Below are 14,779 nucleotides of genomic sequence, written 5' to 3'. Positions count from 1 at the left end.
AATATGAATGATTTAGTCAAAGACCATTTAAAAGAATATCGTCAAATCCCTCTGTTTGCAGGAATCAGCGATGAAGATCTGCTCTCTGTGTTTCAATGCCTGGGGAGTTATATCAAAACATATAAAAAAGGCGAAATCATTGTTCTTTCTGAGGAAACCGTAAAGTGTGTGGGCGTGATCTTAGAAGGTTCTGTTAAGATGATAAAGGAGGATTTATGGGGCAATAAGACCATTCTGGCGGTCATGGAGGAAAAGGCCCTGTTTGGTGAACTTTTTGCCTGCGGCAATACTATGGCGGCAACCGTATCGTTTGTGGCCGGTAAAGATGCAAAGATCCTCTATCTGCCCTTTGAGCGGGTGATGCGTTCCTGCAGCAATTCCTGTCTGTTCCATCACAGGCTCATAGAGAACATGGTGACATTAATCGCGGATAAAAGTGTAAAACTCATGGAAAAGCTGGAGATCACCACGAAAAAGACCCTTAGGGAAAAAATCATCTGCTTTCTGACCTTTCAGGCCCAGAGGAATAACAGCAGATATTTTACCATCACCATGGGACGGGTGGAGTTGTCTGAATACCTGTGTGCGGACCGGAGCGCTCTGACCAGAGAACTGAACCAGATGAAATCAGAGGGGCTAATTGATTTTGATAAGAACACGTTTAAGATTCTAAAAGCGTTTTCCAAATAGAATCAGGAAAAAAAGCAATTCTCTATGTTGCAGCTGCAACGTAAGAGAGTTGCTTTTTTTTGTATACTGACTATGTATATTGTCTTACCAAAAGAAAGAGGTGGAAAAATTGGGTTATGAGCTGACTGGCAAGGGGTTGAATGAGGCCATGGAAGAGTGGGCGAAGGATTATGCCATCTATGGTCCCAGGCGTTTTGAAAACGGAGGAAGATTTTCCGATACGGACTGCATCCGTTACGGAGAAGTGACGAGTGTGGATGAGATTGTATTCGATCAGAAGTCAGAATTTTCCTTTAAAGAAGTGCTGCTGCCCGTTTCGGAAGTACTGTTTTACTATACAGAAGATTCCGTAAAAGAAGCCGAGGGACCAAAAAAAGGAGCTCTCATCTTTTTGAGGAGCTGCGATCTGCATGGAGTGAAACGGTTAGATGAGATGTATCTGCATAACGGTCCTGCAGATTCTTTTTACCGGAAGATCCGGGAACGGGTGAAATTCGTTCTGATGGGCTGCGAAAGGGAATGTACCAATGGATTCTGCGTGGATCTGGGCACCAATATCTGTACGGATTATGACTTGAGTGTGGATCTGGCAGGTGATGGTTATCAGGTGGATTGCAAAAACGAGGCCTTTGATGACCTTTTGCAGCAACTTTGTCTCAGACAAAAGGAGGTGGTTCCCGCATATGTGACAGAAACCTCTGTAAGAGTAAAGATTCCCGAAGGCATTGACCAGAGAATCTCAGGCAGCAGCATGTGGAGGGAGTATGACAGCCGGTGCATCGGATGCGGCCGCTGCAATTTTGTATGTCCGACCTGCACCTGCTTTTCCATGCAGGATATCAAATATACTGATAATGAAAAAGCGGGAGAACGAAGAAGAGTCTGGTCTTCCTGTATGGTAGAAGGCTATACGGAGGTAGCCGGAGGCGGAAGCCACAGAAAGAAGAACGGAGACCGGATGCGTTTTAAGGTGCTGCATAAGTTTCTGACTTTTAAGAAACGGGCCGGATACCATATGTGTGTGGGATGCGGCCGGTGTGATGATATTTGTCCCGAATACATATCTTTCTCCGATTGTGTCAACAGGCTGGAAGCAGGGATGAAGGAGGTAGCCGCCAATGATTCACAATGAGTATCTGCCGGTTCCGTCAAAGATTCTGGAAGTCATTAAGCATACCCGGTTGGAGTATACCTTTCGCATGGCCTGGGAGGGAGAGGTCAAGCCGGGACAGTTTTTTGAAGTATCCCTGCCAAAGTTTGGAGAGGCTCCTATTTCCATCAGCGGCATCGGAGAGGGCACCATTGACTTTACCATCCGAAGGGTAGGAAAAGTGACCAACGAGATTTTTGAGCATTACGCAGGTGACTGTCTGTTTCTCCGGGGGCCTTACGGCAATGGGTTTGATGTGGAAAATTATAAGAATAAGGAAATCGTCATCGTTGCAGGAGGGACCGGCGTTTCTCCGGTCCGGGGCGTTTTAGAGTATTTTGCAAAGCATTGTGAGGAACGGAAAAGCCTCACCCTCATTGCCGGCTTTAAATCTATCTCTGATATTTTATTTAGAGAAGATTTCAAACGCTGGAGAGAGACCATGACGGTGATCCTCACCCTTGACGCAGGAGAAGAAACGCCTGCTCACAAAGTGGGCCTGGTAACGAAATACATCCCCGGTCTGCAGGTAGCTGATACAGATACCGCGCAGGCCATTGTGGTGGGACCTCCTGCCATGATGCATTTTTCAGCGGAGGCGCTGTTGAAAAGAGGATTTTTAGAGAAAAACATCTGGATTTCCCATGAGCGCAAGATGTGCTGCGGAATCGGAAAATGCGGACACTGCAGGATCGGGGAAACCTATGTATGCCTGGACGGGCCAGTGTTTCCTTATACGGAAGGCCGTCTGCTCATTGATTAGAGGGAGAAGAAACACAATGGATGTAAATGTAAAACAATTAAAAAAGAATGCGTTTCGTGTGACAAAGGAACGGGGAAAGACCGCTTCCAGAATCCGGATACCCGGAGGGCACATCGAAGCCAAATATTTATCAGTGATTCAAAGCATTGCGGAGGAATTCGGCAATGGAACGGTACATATCACCAGCCGGCAGGGTGTGGAGATCCCTGGGATTCCGTTTGAGAGGATGTCAGAGGTCAATGAACGGCTGCAGCCGGTGATCGAGGGCCTGCACATCAATCAGGAGGTACCGGGACAAGGCTATACGGCATCCGGAACGAGAAATGTAACGGCTTGTATCGGCAACAGAGTCTGCCCCTATGCCTGTTATGATACCACGGCTTTTGCCGCCAGGATCGAGGAAGCCATTTTCCCCAATGACCTGCACTTTAAGATCGCGCTTACAGGCTGTCCCAATGACTGTGCCAAGGTCCGCATGCATGATTTTGGTATCATCGGTATGTCCATGCCTCAGTTTGAAGGAGACCGGTGCATCAGCTGCGGAGCCTGTATCAAAAACTGCAAAAAGAAGTCTGTGGAAGCGCTCCGCATGGAAAATTACCGGCCAAAGAGAAATGAAAGCTCCTGCATCGGCTGCGGAGAATGTGTTCTGGCCTGCCCGAATATGGCGTGGACCAGAAGTGAGAAAAAGTATTACAAACTGACTCTTCTTGGCCGTTCCGGAAAGAAAAACCCCAGACTTGGAGAGGATTTCATCAAATGGGCGGATGAGGACAGCATTATCAAAATCATCTTGAATACCTATGATTATGTGAAAGAATACATTGATCCCCAGGCGCCCGGGGGAAAGGAGCACATCGGCTATATCGTGGACCGGACGGGGTTTGAAGAGTTTAAGAAATGGGCCATGAAAGATGTGGAGCTTCCGGACATTGCAGAGGTGTCATCTCCTTTGTATTGGAGCGGGCTCCGGTTTGTGAAATAATTATCATTTACTTGGGATCTGGGCGGACGGGTATTTTGATTTTAAACAGAACAAATTTATGAGTGTTTCAATAAAAATACATGGATAAATCGTCAATAAATTACCAACAATAAAGATGTATATTGGGTCACGGGAATGCAAGATGATTCTTTGTCCCCGAAAATGAGAAAGGAGTTCTTGTTATGAAAGCAACGGTAGATAGAGATGGCTGTATCGAATGCGGATTGTGTGCCTCCACTTGCCCGGAAGTATTCCGGATGGGAGACGATGGACCAGCGGAAGCATATGTGGATGAGGTGCCTGCTTCTGCAGAGGAATCCGCAGTGGAAGCACAGGATGGCTGTCCTGTTGCAGTAATTACAGTAGAATAAACAGACGCCAGCGCCTCTTTCTGAACGGACTATTCAAGCAGAAGGAGGCGTTTTTACTGGAAAAAGATTGGTTTAGGTGCCGCAATAGACAGAAAGTAGGAATTTATGAGCGAAATTATCAACAACCGTGAGATGAGACAAAAGACCATTAAGGAAATCATCAAAAAGCTTCACGAAGGAAAAACCGTAGAGGAAGTGCAAGCACAGTTTGAAGAAGCATTCCAGGGAGTTTCCGCTTCTGAAATCTCTGCGGCCGAGTCCGCCCTGATTGCAGACGGCCTTCCGGTGGAAGAAGTGCAAAAACTCTGTGATGTCCATGCCGCTGTTTTTAAAGGTTCCATTGAGGAGATCCATCAGCCAAAGGACTTATCCCAGATTCCCGGACATCCGGTTAATGTGCTGGTCAGAGAAAATAAAAAGATCTCCCATATCCTGGAGCAGGAGATCCGCCCCTTCCTGTCCTTGACAAAGCTTGATGATAAGGAAGAATTTGAAAAGCTGATGGAGGGAATGGAAAAGTTAAAAGACCTGGCCCTCCACTATCAGAAGAAGGAGAATCTGTTGTTCCCCTATATGGAGAAATACGGGATCACAGCCCCTCCAAAGGTCATGTGGGGAGTGGACGACGAGATCAGAGACCAGGTAAAAGAAGTGACGGCCATGCTTTTAAAACGGGCAGAGAAAAATGAGGTCCTGGTGGAAAAGACAGAAGAAGTGTTGGGCAAGATTGAGGAAATGATCTTCAAGGAAGAAAATATCATGATGCCCATGCTAATGGAACAGCTCACGCAAGAGGAATGGAAGGCCATTGCAGACGGAAGCGGGGAGATCGGATTTATGATCGACCATGTTCCGGTCTGGAATCCGGATCCAGGAGAAAGGAAGGAGAAGCCGGAACCGTCAGAAAAAAAGTCCCAGGCAGGGCTTATCACCGTTCCTTCGGGAGAATGGAGTGTCGAAGAACTTACTGCCATGTTAAATACCCTTCCTTTTGATATTACCTTTGTAAACAAGGACGATGAGGTGAAATATTTCTCCGAAGGGAAGGAGCGGGCATTTCCGAGGACCAGAACCATTCTCGGAAGAAAGGTTTCCAACTGTCATCCGCCGGCAAGCGTTCACATTGTGGAAAAAATCGTGGAAGACTTTAAAAACGGCGTCAAGGATCAGGAAGATTTCTGGATCAAGATGGGGGGAAAATATATTTTAATCCGCTATTATGCCGTAAGAAATGAAAAGGGAAAGTATCTTGGAGTGTTAGAGGTGACTCAGGACATCAAAGCCATTCAGGAAATTACAGGAGAGAAACGTCTGTTATCAGAATAAAAACCAGAGAGATATCAATTGATCGGCCGGGAGTGGTAATGCTCCGGCCGTTTTTCTATTTTTCTGGCAGAATGAAATTTAAAAATTCTGCCAGTCAGAGGATTAAAACTTGATGACTTTTGGTTCACCAGTGAAAGAGCAGATGGTTGCTGTGGCATTCTTTAAGTACAGAACTTCAAAGATGCCATCATCAACAGAGTACATTTTGCTGAGAGAGGCCTTGTTGGCTTCCATCATGGCTTCACGTGCCTCCCTGCGGTCATCCTGGATGGCTTCTGCTTCCAGTCTGATCCAGGTGCCTTTGTTCATGGCAGAGATCTCAACCTTTGGATTTTTCTTCATCTGGTCGAACACGTTCTTTTTGTTGTTGGTAGCAATGTAAAGCTTTCCTTCAAATTCGGAAACAGCACCAAAAGGCCTTACTCTTGGCTGATCTCCCTCAGTGGTTGCTAAGTAAAACGTACCGCATGCATTTAAGTAATCCAGAACTTCTTTCATTTTTATTGCTCCTCTCATTTTTTTATGTTATAATGTTTCACGAGATTATTATATAGCATAGATAATATTTGTAAACTACGATATTTTATGATACCTGGTATCTAGGAGGATACTGCTATGGCGAAAAAGGATTTATTTGGTATATGTCCTTACGTTACCTCTCAGAAGATTCTGTCCGGTAAGTGGTCCATTTATTTGCTGTACCTGTTACAGGAAGGGCCCGTAAGGTTTAATGAATTACAGCGTATGATGCCGGAGGACATCACCCATACCACCTTATCCAGACAGTTAAAGAATCTGGAAGAGGAAGGTCTGATCATCAGACGGGAGTATTCCCAGATCCCTCCCAAAGTGGAATATTCATTAAGTGAAATCGGTAAGAAGTTTGAGTCTGTTATCATAGCCCTTGGAGAATGGGGCAACGATTATCTGGAATTTGTGAAGCATAAAGATGAAAAGAAATACAAAGGCGGAGAAACGGCATGAGAGACTTTAGGGAGATAAACGAGGATCTGGATCTTTGTGATCAGAAACTTTTGGAACTTTTAAAACAGCGTCTTGGCTATGTGGAGGAAATCACAGAGAAGAAAAAAATACTTGGTTTACCCATTCTCCAGCCGGAACAGGATAAGGAACGGCTGAAAAAGCTGGTTTCTGCCCTTGGTTCCCATCCGTACGGGGAAGAGCTTCAGGGCGTGTTCCAACAGATTTGGCAGGCGGAAAAACGGGTGGAAAGCAGAAATCTTTTTGATTTTAACATTGCCTTGATCGGATTCATGGGGGCAGGGAAAAGTACGGTTTCCAGGTATTTAAAGAAAACCCTTGCCATGGATGAGGTGGATGTGGATTCTGTGATTGTTAAGGATGAAAACATGCCCATCAAGGAGATTTTTGACCAGTTTGGAGAAGCGTATTTCAGAGACTGCGAAAGCAAAGCCATCATTAAACTGCAAAACCGCCGTCAGACCATTATTTCCTGCGGAGGGGGTGCGGTGGTCCGTGAGGAGAATGTTACGAACTTAAAAAAGACCAGCCGCATCGTACTTTTAACAGCTTCTCCGGAGACGGTTCTGGAACGGGTAAAGGGCAGCGATGAACGCCCCATTTTAAATGGCAATATGAATGTGGAATTCATCAAAGAACTGATGGAAAAACGGGCAGAGCAATACCGGAAGGCAGCGGATGTGATCATAGAGACCGATCATAAAAGTGTGGAACAGATTTGTGAGGAGCTGTTAAAAGCACTTGTAAAGCTGGATAGATAAGTACATATGATTCAAATCGGAATGGGAAGAAGGCTGTCTTTTAAGGCAGTCTTTTTTTGTGTTTTACCAGAAAAATATTCTCATCTACACAACTTCTACAAATGGTCCTGTTATTCTTTTTTACAGAAATGAAAAAGGAGGATGCGTAATGGGATCTACGGTGAAAACCAAGGGATTGCGTATCGGCGGCATGACCTGTATCAGCTGCCAGAATAAAATTGAAAAAAAACTGCGGAATACGGCTGGCATTGTAAACGCAGAAGTAAGCTATAACGAAGGAACAGCCAGCGTAACCTATGATACGGATATGATCTCTTATCAAAGCATTGTGGGCATCATCGAGCATCTGGATTATAAGGTCCTTACGGATCAGGAGAAGCAGGGAATGAATGGCGGCAAGGTGACAGGGATTTTGCTTATCATTGTGGCATTGTATATGCTGATCCAGCAGACCGGACTTTTGAATCTGCTCTCCCCGGGACAGCTGGCTGATGAATCCATGAGCTATGGGATGCTTTTTGTCATTGGACTGGTTACCTCGGTGCACTGTGTGGCAATGTGCGGCGGGATCAACTTGTCCCAGTGCATTCCAAAGACCTCGGAAGAAACCACAGGCGGAGGACGTTTTTCCTCTTTAAGGCCAACGTTTCTTTATAATCTGGGCAGGGTAGTGTCCTATACCGCTGTCGGCTTTTTGGTAGGAGCACTGGGGTCCGCCGTTACCTTTTCCACCACCCTTCAGGGAGTACTTAAACTTGCCGCAGGCTTTTTTATGGTGATTATGGGGATCAACATGCTTGGAATCTTTCCCTGGCTCCGCAGGCTGAATCCAAGAATGCCGGCTTTTATCGCCAAAAGAGTCCATAAACAAAAGTCAAAAAGCAGCAGCCCCTTTATCGTCGGTTTGTTAAACGGATTTATGCCCTGCGGCCCCCTGCAGGCCATGCAGATCTATGCGTTGTCCACTGGAAACTCCTTTTCGGGGGCGCTTTCCATGTTTTTATTCAGCCTTGGTACCGTACCTCTCATGTTCGGTCTGGGGGCTTTATCCACGGTTCTTGGAAAGAAATTTGCCGGCAAGATCATGACAGCCGGAGCAGTTTTGGTAGTAGTTCTTGGCATGTCCATGGTTTCACAGGGACTTAGTCTCTCCGGCGTTGCTGTACCGGACCTGGCTTATGGGAAAAGCGGAGGCAGCGCAGATGAGCAGGGAAATCCGGCGGACTTTAAGATCGAGGATGGCGTACAGGTGATAAAGAGTACCCTTTCATCGGGAAGATATCCAAACATCAAAGTACAGGCCGGTATTCCGGTAAAATGGATCATTGATGCGCCAAAGGGAAGCATCAACGGCTGCAACAACCGTATGATCATTCGGGATTTTGGCATTGAACACACCTTTCAGACGGGAGAAAATGTCATTGAGTTTAATCCGGAAAAAACAGGAAAGGTGTCTTATAGCTGCTGGATGGGAATGATCCGGGGAACCATTTCCATCACAGACGGGCCGGTTGACGGACAGACTTCGGAGCCGGCAGACAAACCGGTGCCTGCCGGTTACACCATACCTACTGATGAGATTGCCATTGCAGAGGAGTCGACGGATGAGTATGGAAATCCCATCCAGAAAATCACCATGGAGCTTACAGACAATGGGTTTAAGCCTGCGGCAGCCGTTGTGAAGTCCGGAGTGGATGTGGAATGGAAGATCATTGACAGCACCACGGAAAACAATTACGGAACCAATTTGCTTGTACCCGATTTTGCAACACAGCTTTCTCTTGAAAAGGGAGAGAACCTGCTTTACTTTACACCGGCGGGAAGCTTTGATTTTTCCACGGGAGACAATGCTTTTTACGGTTATATAAAGATTGTAGATGACATGAAAACCATGGATATCCATGCGATTAAGGAAGAAATAAAGAACTTTAAAACACAGATATGGCCTGATGATACGTTCCAGGGAGCGGGCGGTTCCTGCTGTCAGTAACCATAAGATATGGGGAAAACGGCAAGAAAGGAGTATAATCAATGGAGATTTTATTAAGCCACTGGCATTGCATTCTTCCGGCGCTGTTCATTGGGGCAGGTATGTTTTTTATGCGGGATAAGTCAAAAAGCGAGAAGTAACGTTCATATTCAGGAGGTTTTTATAATGAAACAGAATTTAAGGAAAACCGCCGGTACTTTGCTTCGGACAGGAGTTATCCTGATCGTTGCAGCCGCGGCGCTTACGGCCTGTAGTCCGAAGGAAAAAGAAGGGTCTAAATCCGGGGGAGAAGTCAGTCAGGCCCAGAATGCAGATGGAGATCTGGTGATCCCGGTCAGCGAAATCAGTGACAAAGCGAAGTTTTATCCGGTGAGCGTGGACGGGACACAGATGGAAGTCCTTGCGGTAAAGGCTCCCGATGGAACCATCCGTACGGCGTTTAATACCTGTCAGGTCTGTTACGGGTCCGGAAGAGGATATTATAAGCAGGAAGGGGATTTGCTGGTTTGCCAAAACTGCGGCAACCGTTTCTCCATGGATTTGGTGGAAGTGGAAGCAGGAGGATGTAATCCATGGCCTATTTTTGACAAAGATAAGGCAGTGACAGACCAGTCCATCACCATAAAGTCAGATTTTCTTAAAGAGTCCAGACAGATATTTGCCAATTGGAAAACAGATTATTAAATACAATCAACGGCAAAGCCTGTGTTGGAGGGACTCTGGGGAAAACTTTCGATTATGAGGGGAAGGGGCTGTAAAAAACTTCCCTACAAGAAAAATGGCTGAGGTCGTGAGACTTCAGCCATTTTTTTAAGGACTTATTTTACAGCCCCTATTTTATTGGATCACAGATTATGTTTCCTGGATTCCGGTGTCCGATAAATTCTCCAGGGCCTTCCGGTCCAGAATATAGTAACAGTTCTTTACTTTCTTTAGGATTCTCAACTCACAAAATCCCATAAGCGTCCGCAGCAGATGACGGTAACTGACATTTAAAATATCCGCGCAGGTGGTCAGCTGAAAGGTGAAAATGTTTTCTTTGGATTGATGAAGAATAAATTTTGCCAGCCGCACATTGATAGGCTCAGTCAGGGAATTGGCCAGATGGGTTTCCGAATTCAGACGGTAACTTAGAATCTGGCACACATTTTTTAGAAACCGGACATCATTTTGAAGCGTCTGGCGGTATTTTTCCAGGTTGATGCGGATGCAGACACAGGAGGTCATAGCCTTGACACTTGTGTTTGGCACCATTTCCCAAAGGGAGGCAGCTTCCCCGATCAGCGTAGACTCCTGAAAGTAATCAATACAGACATTTTTGGAGTCTGAGGTATAAGAATAAACCGTACCAACCATTATATAATAGATTATGTGCAGGAACAATGCCTAATATATGATTTGCGGTAAGTTATTGTAAAGTATTTGTTAAATGTGACACAGGTCCTTTTTTCTATCGTTGGAACTTGTTATGATGTGGTTGCAGACAAGTTCTATGTCACGAAAGGAGAAAAAATGCGTCTTAAAAAATCATTCACGGGTTTTGTCGTAACAGTACTTACAGCAGCAGCACTTGCCGGATGCGGGGCAAAGGAAACCACAAACACGGCAGAACCGTTAAAGGTTCAGTTCGTACCAACCAACAATGATGGTTCCATGGAAGCAAAGGCAAAGCCGTTTGCAGAGTATTTATCCAAGAAGCTGGGCCGTGAAGTCAATGTAACACTGGCTACAGACTATTCTACCATTGTAGAAGCCATGGCCTCCGGCCAGGTGGATATCGGGATCATGCCGCCCGCCGCTTATGTACAGGCAAGGGATATTGGTGCCGCAAAGGCCATCTTAAGTTCCGAACTGACGGATTATGATGAGGAGACAGGGCTTCCCATAGAAGGACAGCTTTCCGGAACTTTTAAGGGAGAGATTCTTGTGAAAGCAGACAGTGATATTAAGACCTTAACGGATTTAAAAGGGAAAAAGATTGCAGCCTTAAGCCCCAATTCAGCAAGCGGATATATTTACCCGGTAGCTGAAATGAAGGAGGCGGGAATTGATCCTGCAACAGACTGTTTCTTGACCACAGTCAATGATATCCCAAGCGAAATGACCGCCGTATTAAACGGGCAGCAGGATGCATGCTTTGTATTTGAAGGGGCAAGAAATGTATTTGCCGGTAAGTTTAAAGAGTATGATCTTTTTAAAGATTTAAGGGTTCTTTATCTGACCAGGGGTGATATTCCAAACGATGCAATTGCAGTCCACACCGATATGGATGAGGATTTAAAACAGCAGGTAAAACAGGTGTTTCTAAATATGCCTAAGGAGGAAGAAGGGCGTACTGCAATGGCTTTATGGAGCCATAAAGGATACGGAGAAGCAGATGAATCCGCTTACGATACCATTAAGGAATACTCAAAAAAAGCAGCAGAATAAACACCGGAGAGTGTCGGCAGCGCTGACACTCTGTTTTGAAATTATGAGATTAACGGAGATTGCGAAATGATCATTTTTGAAAATGTTTCAAAAATTTATAAGAATGGAGTGGTTGGATTACGGGATATTAATCTAAGGATTGAGGATGGGGAATTTGTATCTGTTATCGGCTTGAGCGGTGCAGGAAAGAGCACATTTTTAAGATCCATCAACCGCCTGACTGACATTACAAAAGGGGATATCAGAATCAATGAGGTATCCGTCACCAGGGCCGGAAAAAAACAGCTGCGAAACATTCGCTGCCAGATCGGAATGATATCCCAAAGTTTCAATCTGGTGAAGAGAAGCACTGTTCAAAAGAACGTACTATCCGGGCGTCTGGGATATTATTCAACGTTAAAAAGCATACTGGGCCTGTTTTCCAGGGAAGATTATGAAAGAACAAAAGAAGCTTTAAAACAGGTTGGATTATTGGAAAAACTCCATTCCAGAAGTGATGAATTAAGCGGCGGCCAGCAGCAGAGAGTTTCCATCGCCAGGACTTTGGTTCAGCAGGCAGAAATCATTCTTGCAGATGAACCTGTCGCCTCCTTAGACCCGGTTACAACTTTAAAAATAATGAAGGATTTAAAGGATATCAATGAGAACAGAAAGAAAACAATAATCATAAACCTCCATTCCGTAGAGCTTGCCAAAGAGTTTTCTACCAGAATCCTTGCCTTTAAAGAGGGGAGAATCGTCTTTGATGGAACTCCGGAGAAACTGTCAAAAGAAGAACTGGAAAAAATTTATGAAAAGAACGTTGGGAAAGAAAAGGAAGGAAGCCGCCATGGGGATAAAAGATACGATACACTTTAACTGGTATAAACATCTCATTCTCCTGTTCCTTCTAATTCTGTGCGTTGGGAGCAGTATCCGGGTGACGGAAGCTGATTTTATCAAAGTGTTTGCAAACTCCAACCAGATGACAGCTTTTTTATCCCGGTTTCTCCATCCGGAGGTCAGTTACCTTCCCAAAATAATTCCTCCCATGATTAAGACCCTTAAAATGTCTGTTTTGGGTACTGCCATAGGGGTATTCTTTGCAGTCCCCTTCGCATTTACAGCAACATGGGTCGTTACCAGAAATCATGCAGTGACAGCTGTCATCCGGTTTTTCCTTAATCTGGTACGGACCATCCCCAACCTTTTGCTAGCGGCTTTGTTCGTAGCCATTGTGGGAATCGGAGAGGCCACCGGTGTACTTACCATTGCAATTTTCACCTTTGGCATGGTGTCACAGCTTATTTATGAATCCATTGAGACCATTGATTACGGACCCATTGAAGCGGCGGAATCGGTGGGAGCCAATAAAGTTCAGATTGCGGTCTGGTCCATTGCACCTCAGATCTTCAGTCAGATTGTCAGCTACACCTTTTATGCCCTGGAGGTCAATGTGCGGGGGTCTGCAGTGTTGGGTTACGTAGGAGCCGGAGGCATCGGTGTTATTTTAAATTCCTCTCTCGCATTATTTCAGTATGAGAGAGTATCCATAGTAATTCTTTCCATACTGTTTGTGGTAGCTGTTGCAGATGGGATCAGTGAGTCAATACGCAGGAGGCTGGTATGATATACATACGAAAGAATCAAAAAAAATACGCAGTCTGGGTTCTCGCAGCAGCCGTTATTATTTACTCGGCGGCAGGAATTGATTATTCGGGACTTTCCACCTTTTCCCTGCCCTTGGGAAGAGAGGTGTTTCAAGGGCTGTCAAAACCAGACTGGTCATTTTTCTATGACGGAAGCGGGGAGGATGTAATCAGCCTACTTTTGCTGACGCTTGGGATTGCATGTTTGGGAACCGTCATGGCTACGGTACTTGCCCTCCCGCTGACCTTATTAAGTTCCCGGAATCTATGGAGCTCCCATCCCTGGATAGCAAAGACCGGGAAATTTGTCTGCAATGTGCTGCGGGCATTTCCGGAGCTGGTTTATGCCATCATCTTCGTAAAAGTGGTCGGTCCCGGCCCCTTTGCAGGAGCAATGGCAATCGGTGTTCACCAGATCGGAATGCTTGGCAAGCTGTTTACGGAGCAGATGGAGGCCATGGATGAAGGCCCGGTGGAGGCTATGAGGGCAGTGGGAGCAAGTCCTTCCCAGATATTCTTTTTTGCAAGGGTGCCCCAGCTGATGCCGATTTACAGCTCCCTGTCCTTGAATCATTTTGAAATCGCAGTAAGAAGTGCTTCTACCCTGGGACTGGTTGGAGCAGGAGGCATCGGTGCTCCGCTGATATTTGCCATTCAGGCCCGAAGCTGGGACAAGGTAAGCATTTTATTGATCGGGGTAATGATAACCGTATTTATCCTGGATATGATAACGGGAATGATAAGAAAGAAACTGAGATGACCATGAATATATTGCACATATCAGATATCCATTTCAGAAGGAGGTACGAACCCTGTGACGATGGATATAAAGGCATGCTTTTTTGTATGCAGAGTCCCTTAATCCCCCTTAATTCCTGCATAAAAAAGGTACAGAAAAAGGATAAAATTGATCTGCTTCTCATCAGCGGGGACCTTACCGAAGATGGGGACCCGGAAGATTATGCTTACTTGAAAGATCATTTAAAACGTCTCATGGGGGAAACTAAAATGATTGTGACCCTGGGAAATCATGATAATAAAGCGAATTTCAGAAAAGGCTGGCTGAAGGAAAAAGAGGACGGCGGTTTTTACAACCAGGTCTTTCATTTGAAAGATGTGAGTGTGATTTCCTTTGACAGCTCCCTTCAGGGAGAGCCTGATGGAACGGTTGGGGAAAAACAGCTTGCATGGCTGAAAAAAGCCCTGGAAGAAATAAAGAACAGACCGGTGATTCTTTTGACGCATCATCATTTGCTGAAGAATCAGAGCACCACATCTCCGGTTCCCCAAGCAGAGAAGCTTTTAAAAGTCATTAAAGAACAGAAGCTTCTTTGTATCTTAAATGGGCATACGCATCATCCCTATGTTGGAACGGCCGGAGGAAGCCGTTATTTTACGGCGGGCAGTCTTTCCTTTTGCGGAGAGTCAGAGGAGAATGGGGCGGTAAGGTTTGAAGAAAAGTACGGGTATAATTTGTACCGGATTAATGAGGGGGAGATAACGGAAGAAGTATTCACCTTTACTACAAATAAAATAATAAAGACCGTATTTATGAGGTGATAAAAACCCTTGCTTCTGCCATTTTCTGATGCATTCCATCCCACGCAATAAACCTGCCGTAATCATCAAAAGTGAAGGAAATTTAACAGCCATCCATGAGATTCACATCTTGTCTACACCGAC

At 45.3% G+C, this 14,779-nt stretch carries 17 protein-coding genes; 15 read left to right on the top strand and 2 right to left on the bottom strand.

Annotated elements, in window-relative coordinates:
- Positions 1 to 3: 3 nt before the first annotated feature.
- The 6 genes from VIG27_RS11385 to VIG27_RS11360 all read left to right on the top strand — a co-directional run bounded on the left by VIG27_RS11385 (position 4) and on the right by VIG27_RS11360 (position 5,285).
- Positions 4 to 690, top strand: a complete 687-nt coding sequence (locus VIG27_RS11385; protein ID WP_394522643.1) for a Crp/Fnr family transcriptional regulator — start codon at positions 4 to 6, stop codon at positions 688 to 690.
- Between the two features lie 109 nt (positions 691 to 799).
- On the top strand, positions 800 to 1,822 hold the full coding sequence (gene asrA, locus VIG27_RS11380) for an anaerobic sulfite reductase subunit AsrA (protein WP_394527531.1): 1,023 nt from the start codon (positions 800 to 802) through the stop codon (positions 1,820 to 1,822).
- On the top strand, positions 1,809 to 2,603 hold the full coding sequence (gene asrB / locus VIG27_RS11375) for an anaerobic sulfite reductase subunit AsrB (RefSeq protein ID WP_394522641.1): 795 nt from the start codon (positions 1,809 to 1,811) through the stop codon (positions 2,601 to 2,603). The genes asrA and asrB overlap by 14 nt, the downstream gene beginning before the upstream one ends.
- A gap of 16 nt (positions 2,604 to 2,619) precedes the next feature.
- Positions 2,620 to 3,588: a sulfite reductase subunit C gene (gene asrC, locus VIG27_RS11370; protein WP_394522640.1), complete on the top strand. Its 969-nt coding sequence runs from the start codon at positions 2,620 to 2,622 to the stop codon at positions 3,586 to 3,588.
- Between the two features lie 182 nt (positions 3,589 to 3,770).
- Positions 3,771 to 3,959 (top strand): ferredoxin, encoded by a 189-nt coding sequence (locus VIG27_RS11365; RefSeq protein WP_394522639.1) that lies wholly within the window; start codon positions 3,771 to 3,773, stop codon positions 3,957 to 3,959.
- Positions 3,960 to 4,064: 105 nt separating this feature from the next.
- Positions 4,065 to 5,285, top strand: coding sequence for a DUF438 domain-containing protein (locus tag VIG27_RS11360; protein WP_394522638.1), 1,221 nt, complete (start codon positions 4,065 to 4,067; stop codon positions 5,283 to 5,285).
- A gap of 102 nt (positions 5,286 to 5,387) precedes the next feature.
- Here the strand turns inward: VIG27_RS11360 and VIG27_RS11355 are convergent, their stop codons facing one another.
- Positions 5,388 to 5,783 (bottom strand): pyridoxamine 5'-phosphate oxidase family protein, encoded by a 396-nt coding sequence (locus tag VIG27_RS11355; RefSeq protein WP_394522637.1) that lies wholly within the window; start codon positions 5,781 to 5,783, stop codon positions 5,388 to 5,390.
- Positions 5,784 to 5,900: 117 nt separating this feature from the next.
- Between VIG27_RS11355 and VIG27_RS11350 the strand changes: the two genes are divergently transcribed.
- The 4 genes from VIG27_RS11350 (at position 5,901) to VIG27_RS11335 (ending at position 9,722) form a co-directional block, all read left to right on the top strand.
- The gene (locus tag VIG27_RS11350) at positions 5,901 to 6,269 is read left to right on the top strand and encodes a winged helix-turn-helix transcriptional regulator (protein ID WP_394522636.1); all 369 of its coding nucleotides are present in this window, start codon (positions 5,901 to 5,903) and stop codon (positions 6,267 to 6,269) included.
- The gene (locus tag VIG27_RS11345) at positions 6,266 to 7,048 is read left to right on the top strand and encodes a shikimate kinase (RefSeq protein ID WP_394522635.1); all 783 of its coding nucleotides are present in this window, start codon (positions 6,266 to 6,268) and stop codon (positions 7,046 to 7,048) included. Before VIG27_RS11350 ends, VIG27_RS11345 begins: the two co-directional genes overlap by 4 nt.
- 148 nt (positions 7,049 to 7,196) lie before the next feature.
- Positions 7,197 to 9,038, top strand: a complete 1,842-nt coding sequence (locus VIG27_RS11340) for a sulfite exporter TauE/SafE family protein (RefSeq protein WP_394522634.1) — start codon at positions 7,197 to 7,199, stop codon at positions 9,036 to 9,038.
- 165 nt (positions 9,039 to 9,203) lie between these two features.
- Entirely contained in the window at positions 9,204 to 9,722 is a 519-nt protein-coding gene (locus VIG27_RS11335; RefSeq protein WP_394522633.1) for a Fe-S-containing protein, read from the top strand.
- Between the two features lie 168 nt (positions 9,723 to 9,890).
- Here the strand turns inward: VIG27_RS11335 and VIG27_RS11330 are convergent, their stop codons facing one another.
- Complete coding sequence (locus tag VIG27_RS11330; RefSeq protein WP_394522632.1) at positions 9,891 to 10,394, bottom strand: hypothetical protein; 504 nt, start codon at positions 10,392 to 10,394, stop codon at positions 9,891 to 9,893.
- Positions 10,395 to 10,550: 156 nt separating this feature from the next.
- Between VIG27_RS11330 and VIG27_RS11325 the strand changes: the two genes are divergently transcribed.
- The 5 genes from VIG27_RS11325 to VIG27_RS11305 all read left to right on the top strand — a co-directional run bounded on the left by VIG27_RS11325 (position 10,551) and on the right by VIG27_RS11305 (position 14,656).
- Entirely contained in the window at positions 10,551 to 11,468 is a 918-nt protein-coding gene (locus VIG27_RS11325; RefSeq protein WP_394522630.1) for a phosphate/phosphite/phosphonate ABC transporter substrate-binding protein, read from the top strand.
- A gap of 66 nt (positions 11,469 to 11,534) precedes the next feature.
- Entirely contained in the window at positions 11,535 to 12,326 is a 792-nt protein-coding gene (gene phnC / locus VIG27_RS11320) for a phosphonate ABC transporter ATP-binding protein (RefSeq protein WP_394522629.1), read from the top strand.
- Positions 12,259 to 13,077, top strand: a complete 819-nt coding sequence (phnE, locus tag VIG27_RS11315) for a phosphonate ABC transporter, permease protein PhnE (protein WP_394522628.1) — start codon at positions 12,259 to 12,261, stop codon at positions 13,075 to 13,077. Before phnC ends, phnE (VIG27_RS11315) begins: the two co-directional genes overlap by 68 nt.
- Complete coding sequence (gene phnE / locus VIG27_RS11310; protein WP_394522627.1) at positions 13,074 to 13,856, top strand: phosphonate ABC transporter, permease protein PhnE; 783 nt, start codon at positions 13,074 to 13,076, stop codon at positions 13,854 to 13,856. The genes phnE (VIG27_RS11315) and phnE (VIG27_RS11310) overlap by 4 nt, the downstream gene beginning before the upstream one ends.
- Positions 13,853 to 14,656, top strand: coding sequence for a metallophosphoesterase family protein (locus tag VIG27_RS11305; RefSeq protein ID WP_394522626.1), 804 nt, complete (start codon positions 13,853 to 13,855; stop codon positions 14,654 to 14,656). The genes phnE (VIG27_RS11310) and VIG27_RS11305 overlap by 4 nt, the downstream gene beginning before the upstream one ends.
- Positions 14,657 to 14,779: the final 123 nt, after the last annotated feature.

It is taken from the genome of Lacrimispora sinapis (assembly GCF_043633585.1).
Lineage (GTDB): Bacteria > Bacillota > Clostridia > Lachnospirales > Lachnospiraceae > Lacrimispora > Lacrimispora sinapis.
The sequence above is the reverse complement of the archived record's forward strand: the minus strand, read 5'-3'. Positions and strand labels throughout refer to the sequence as shown.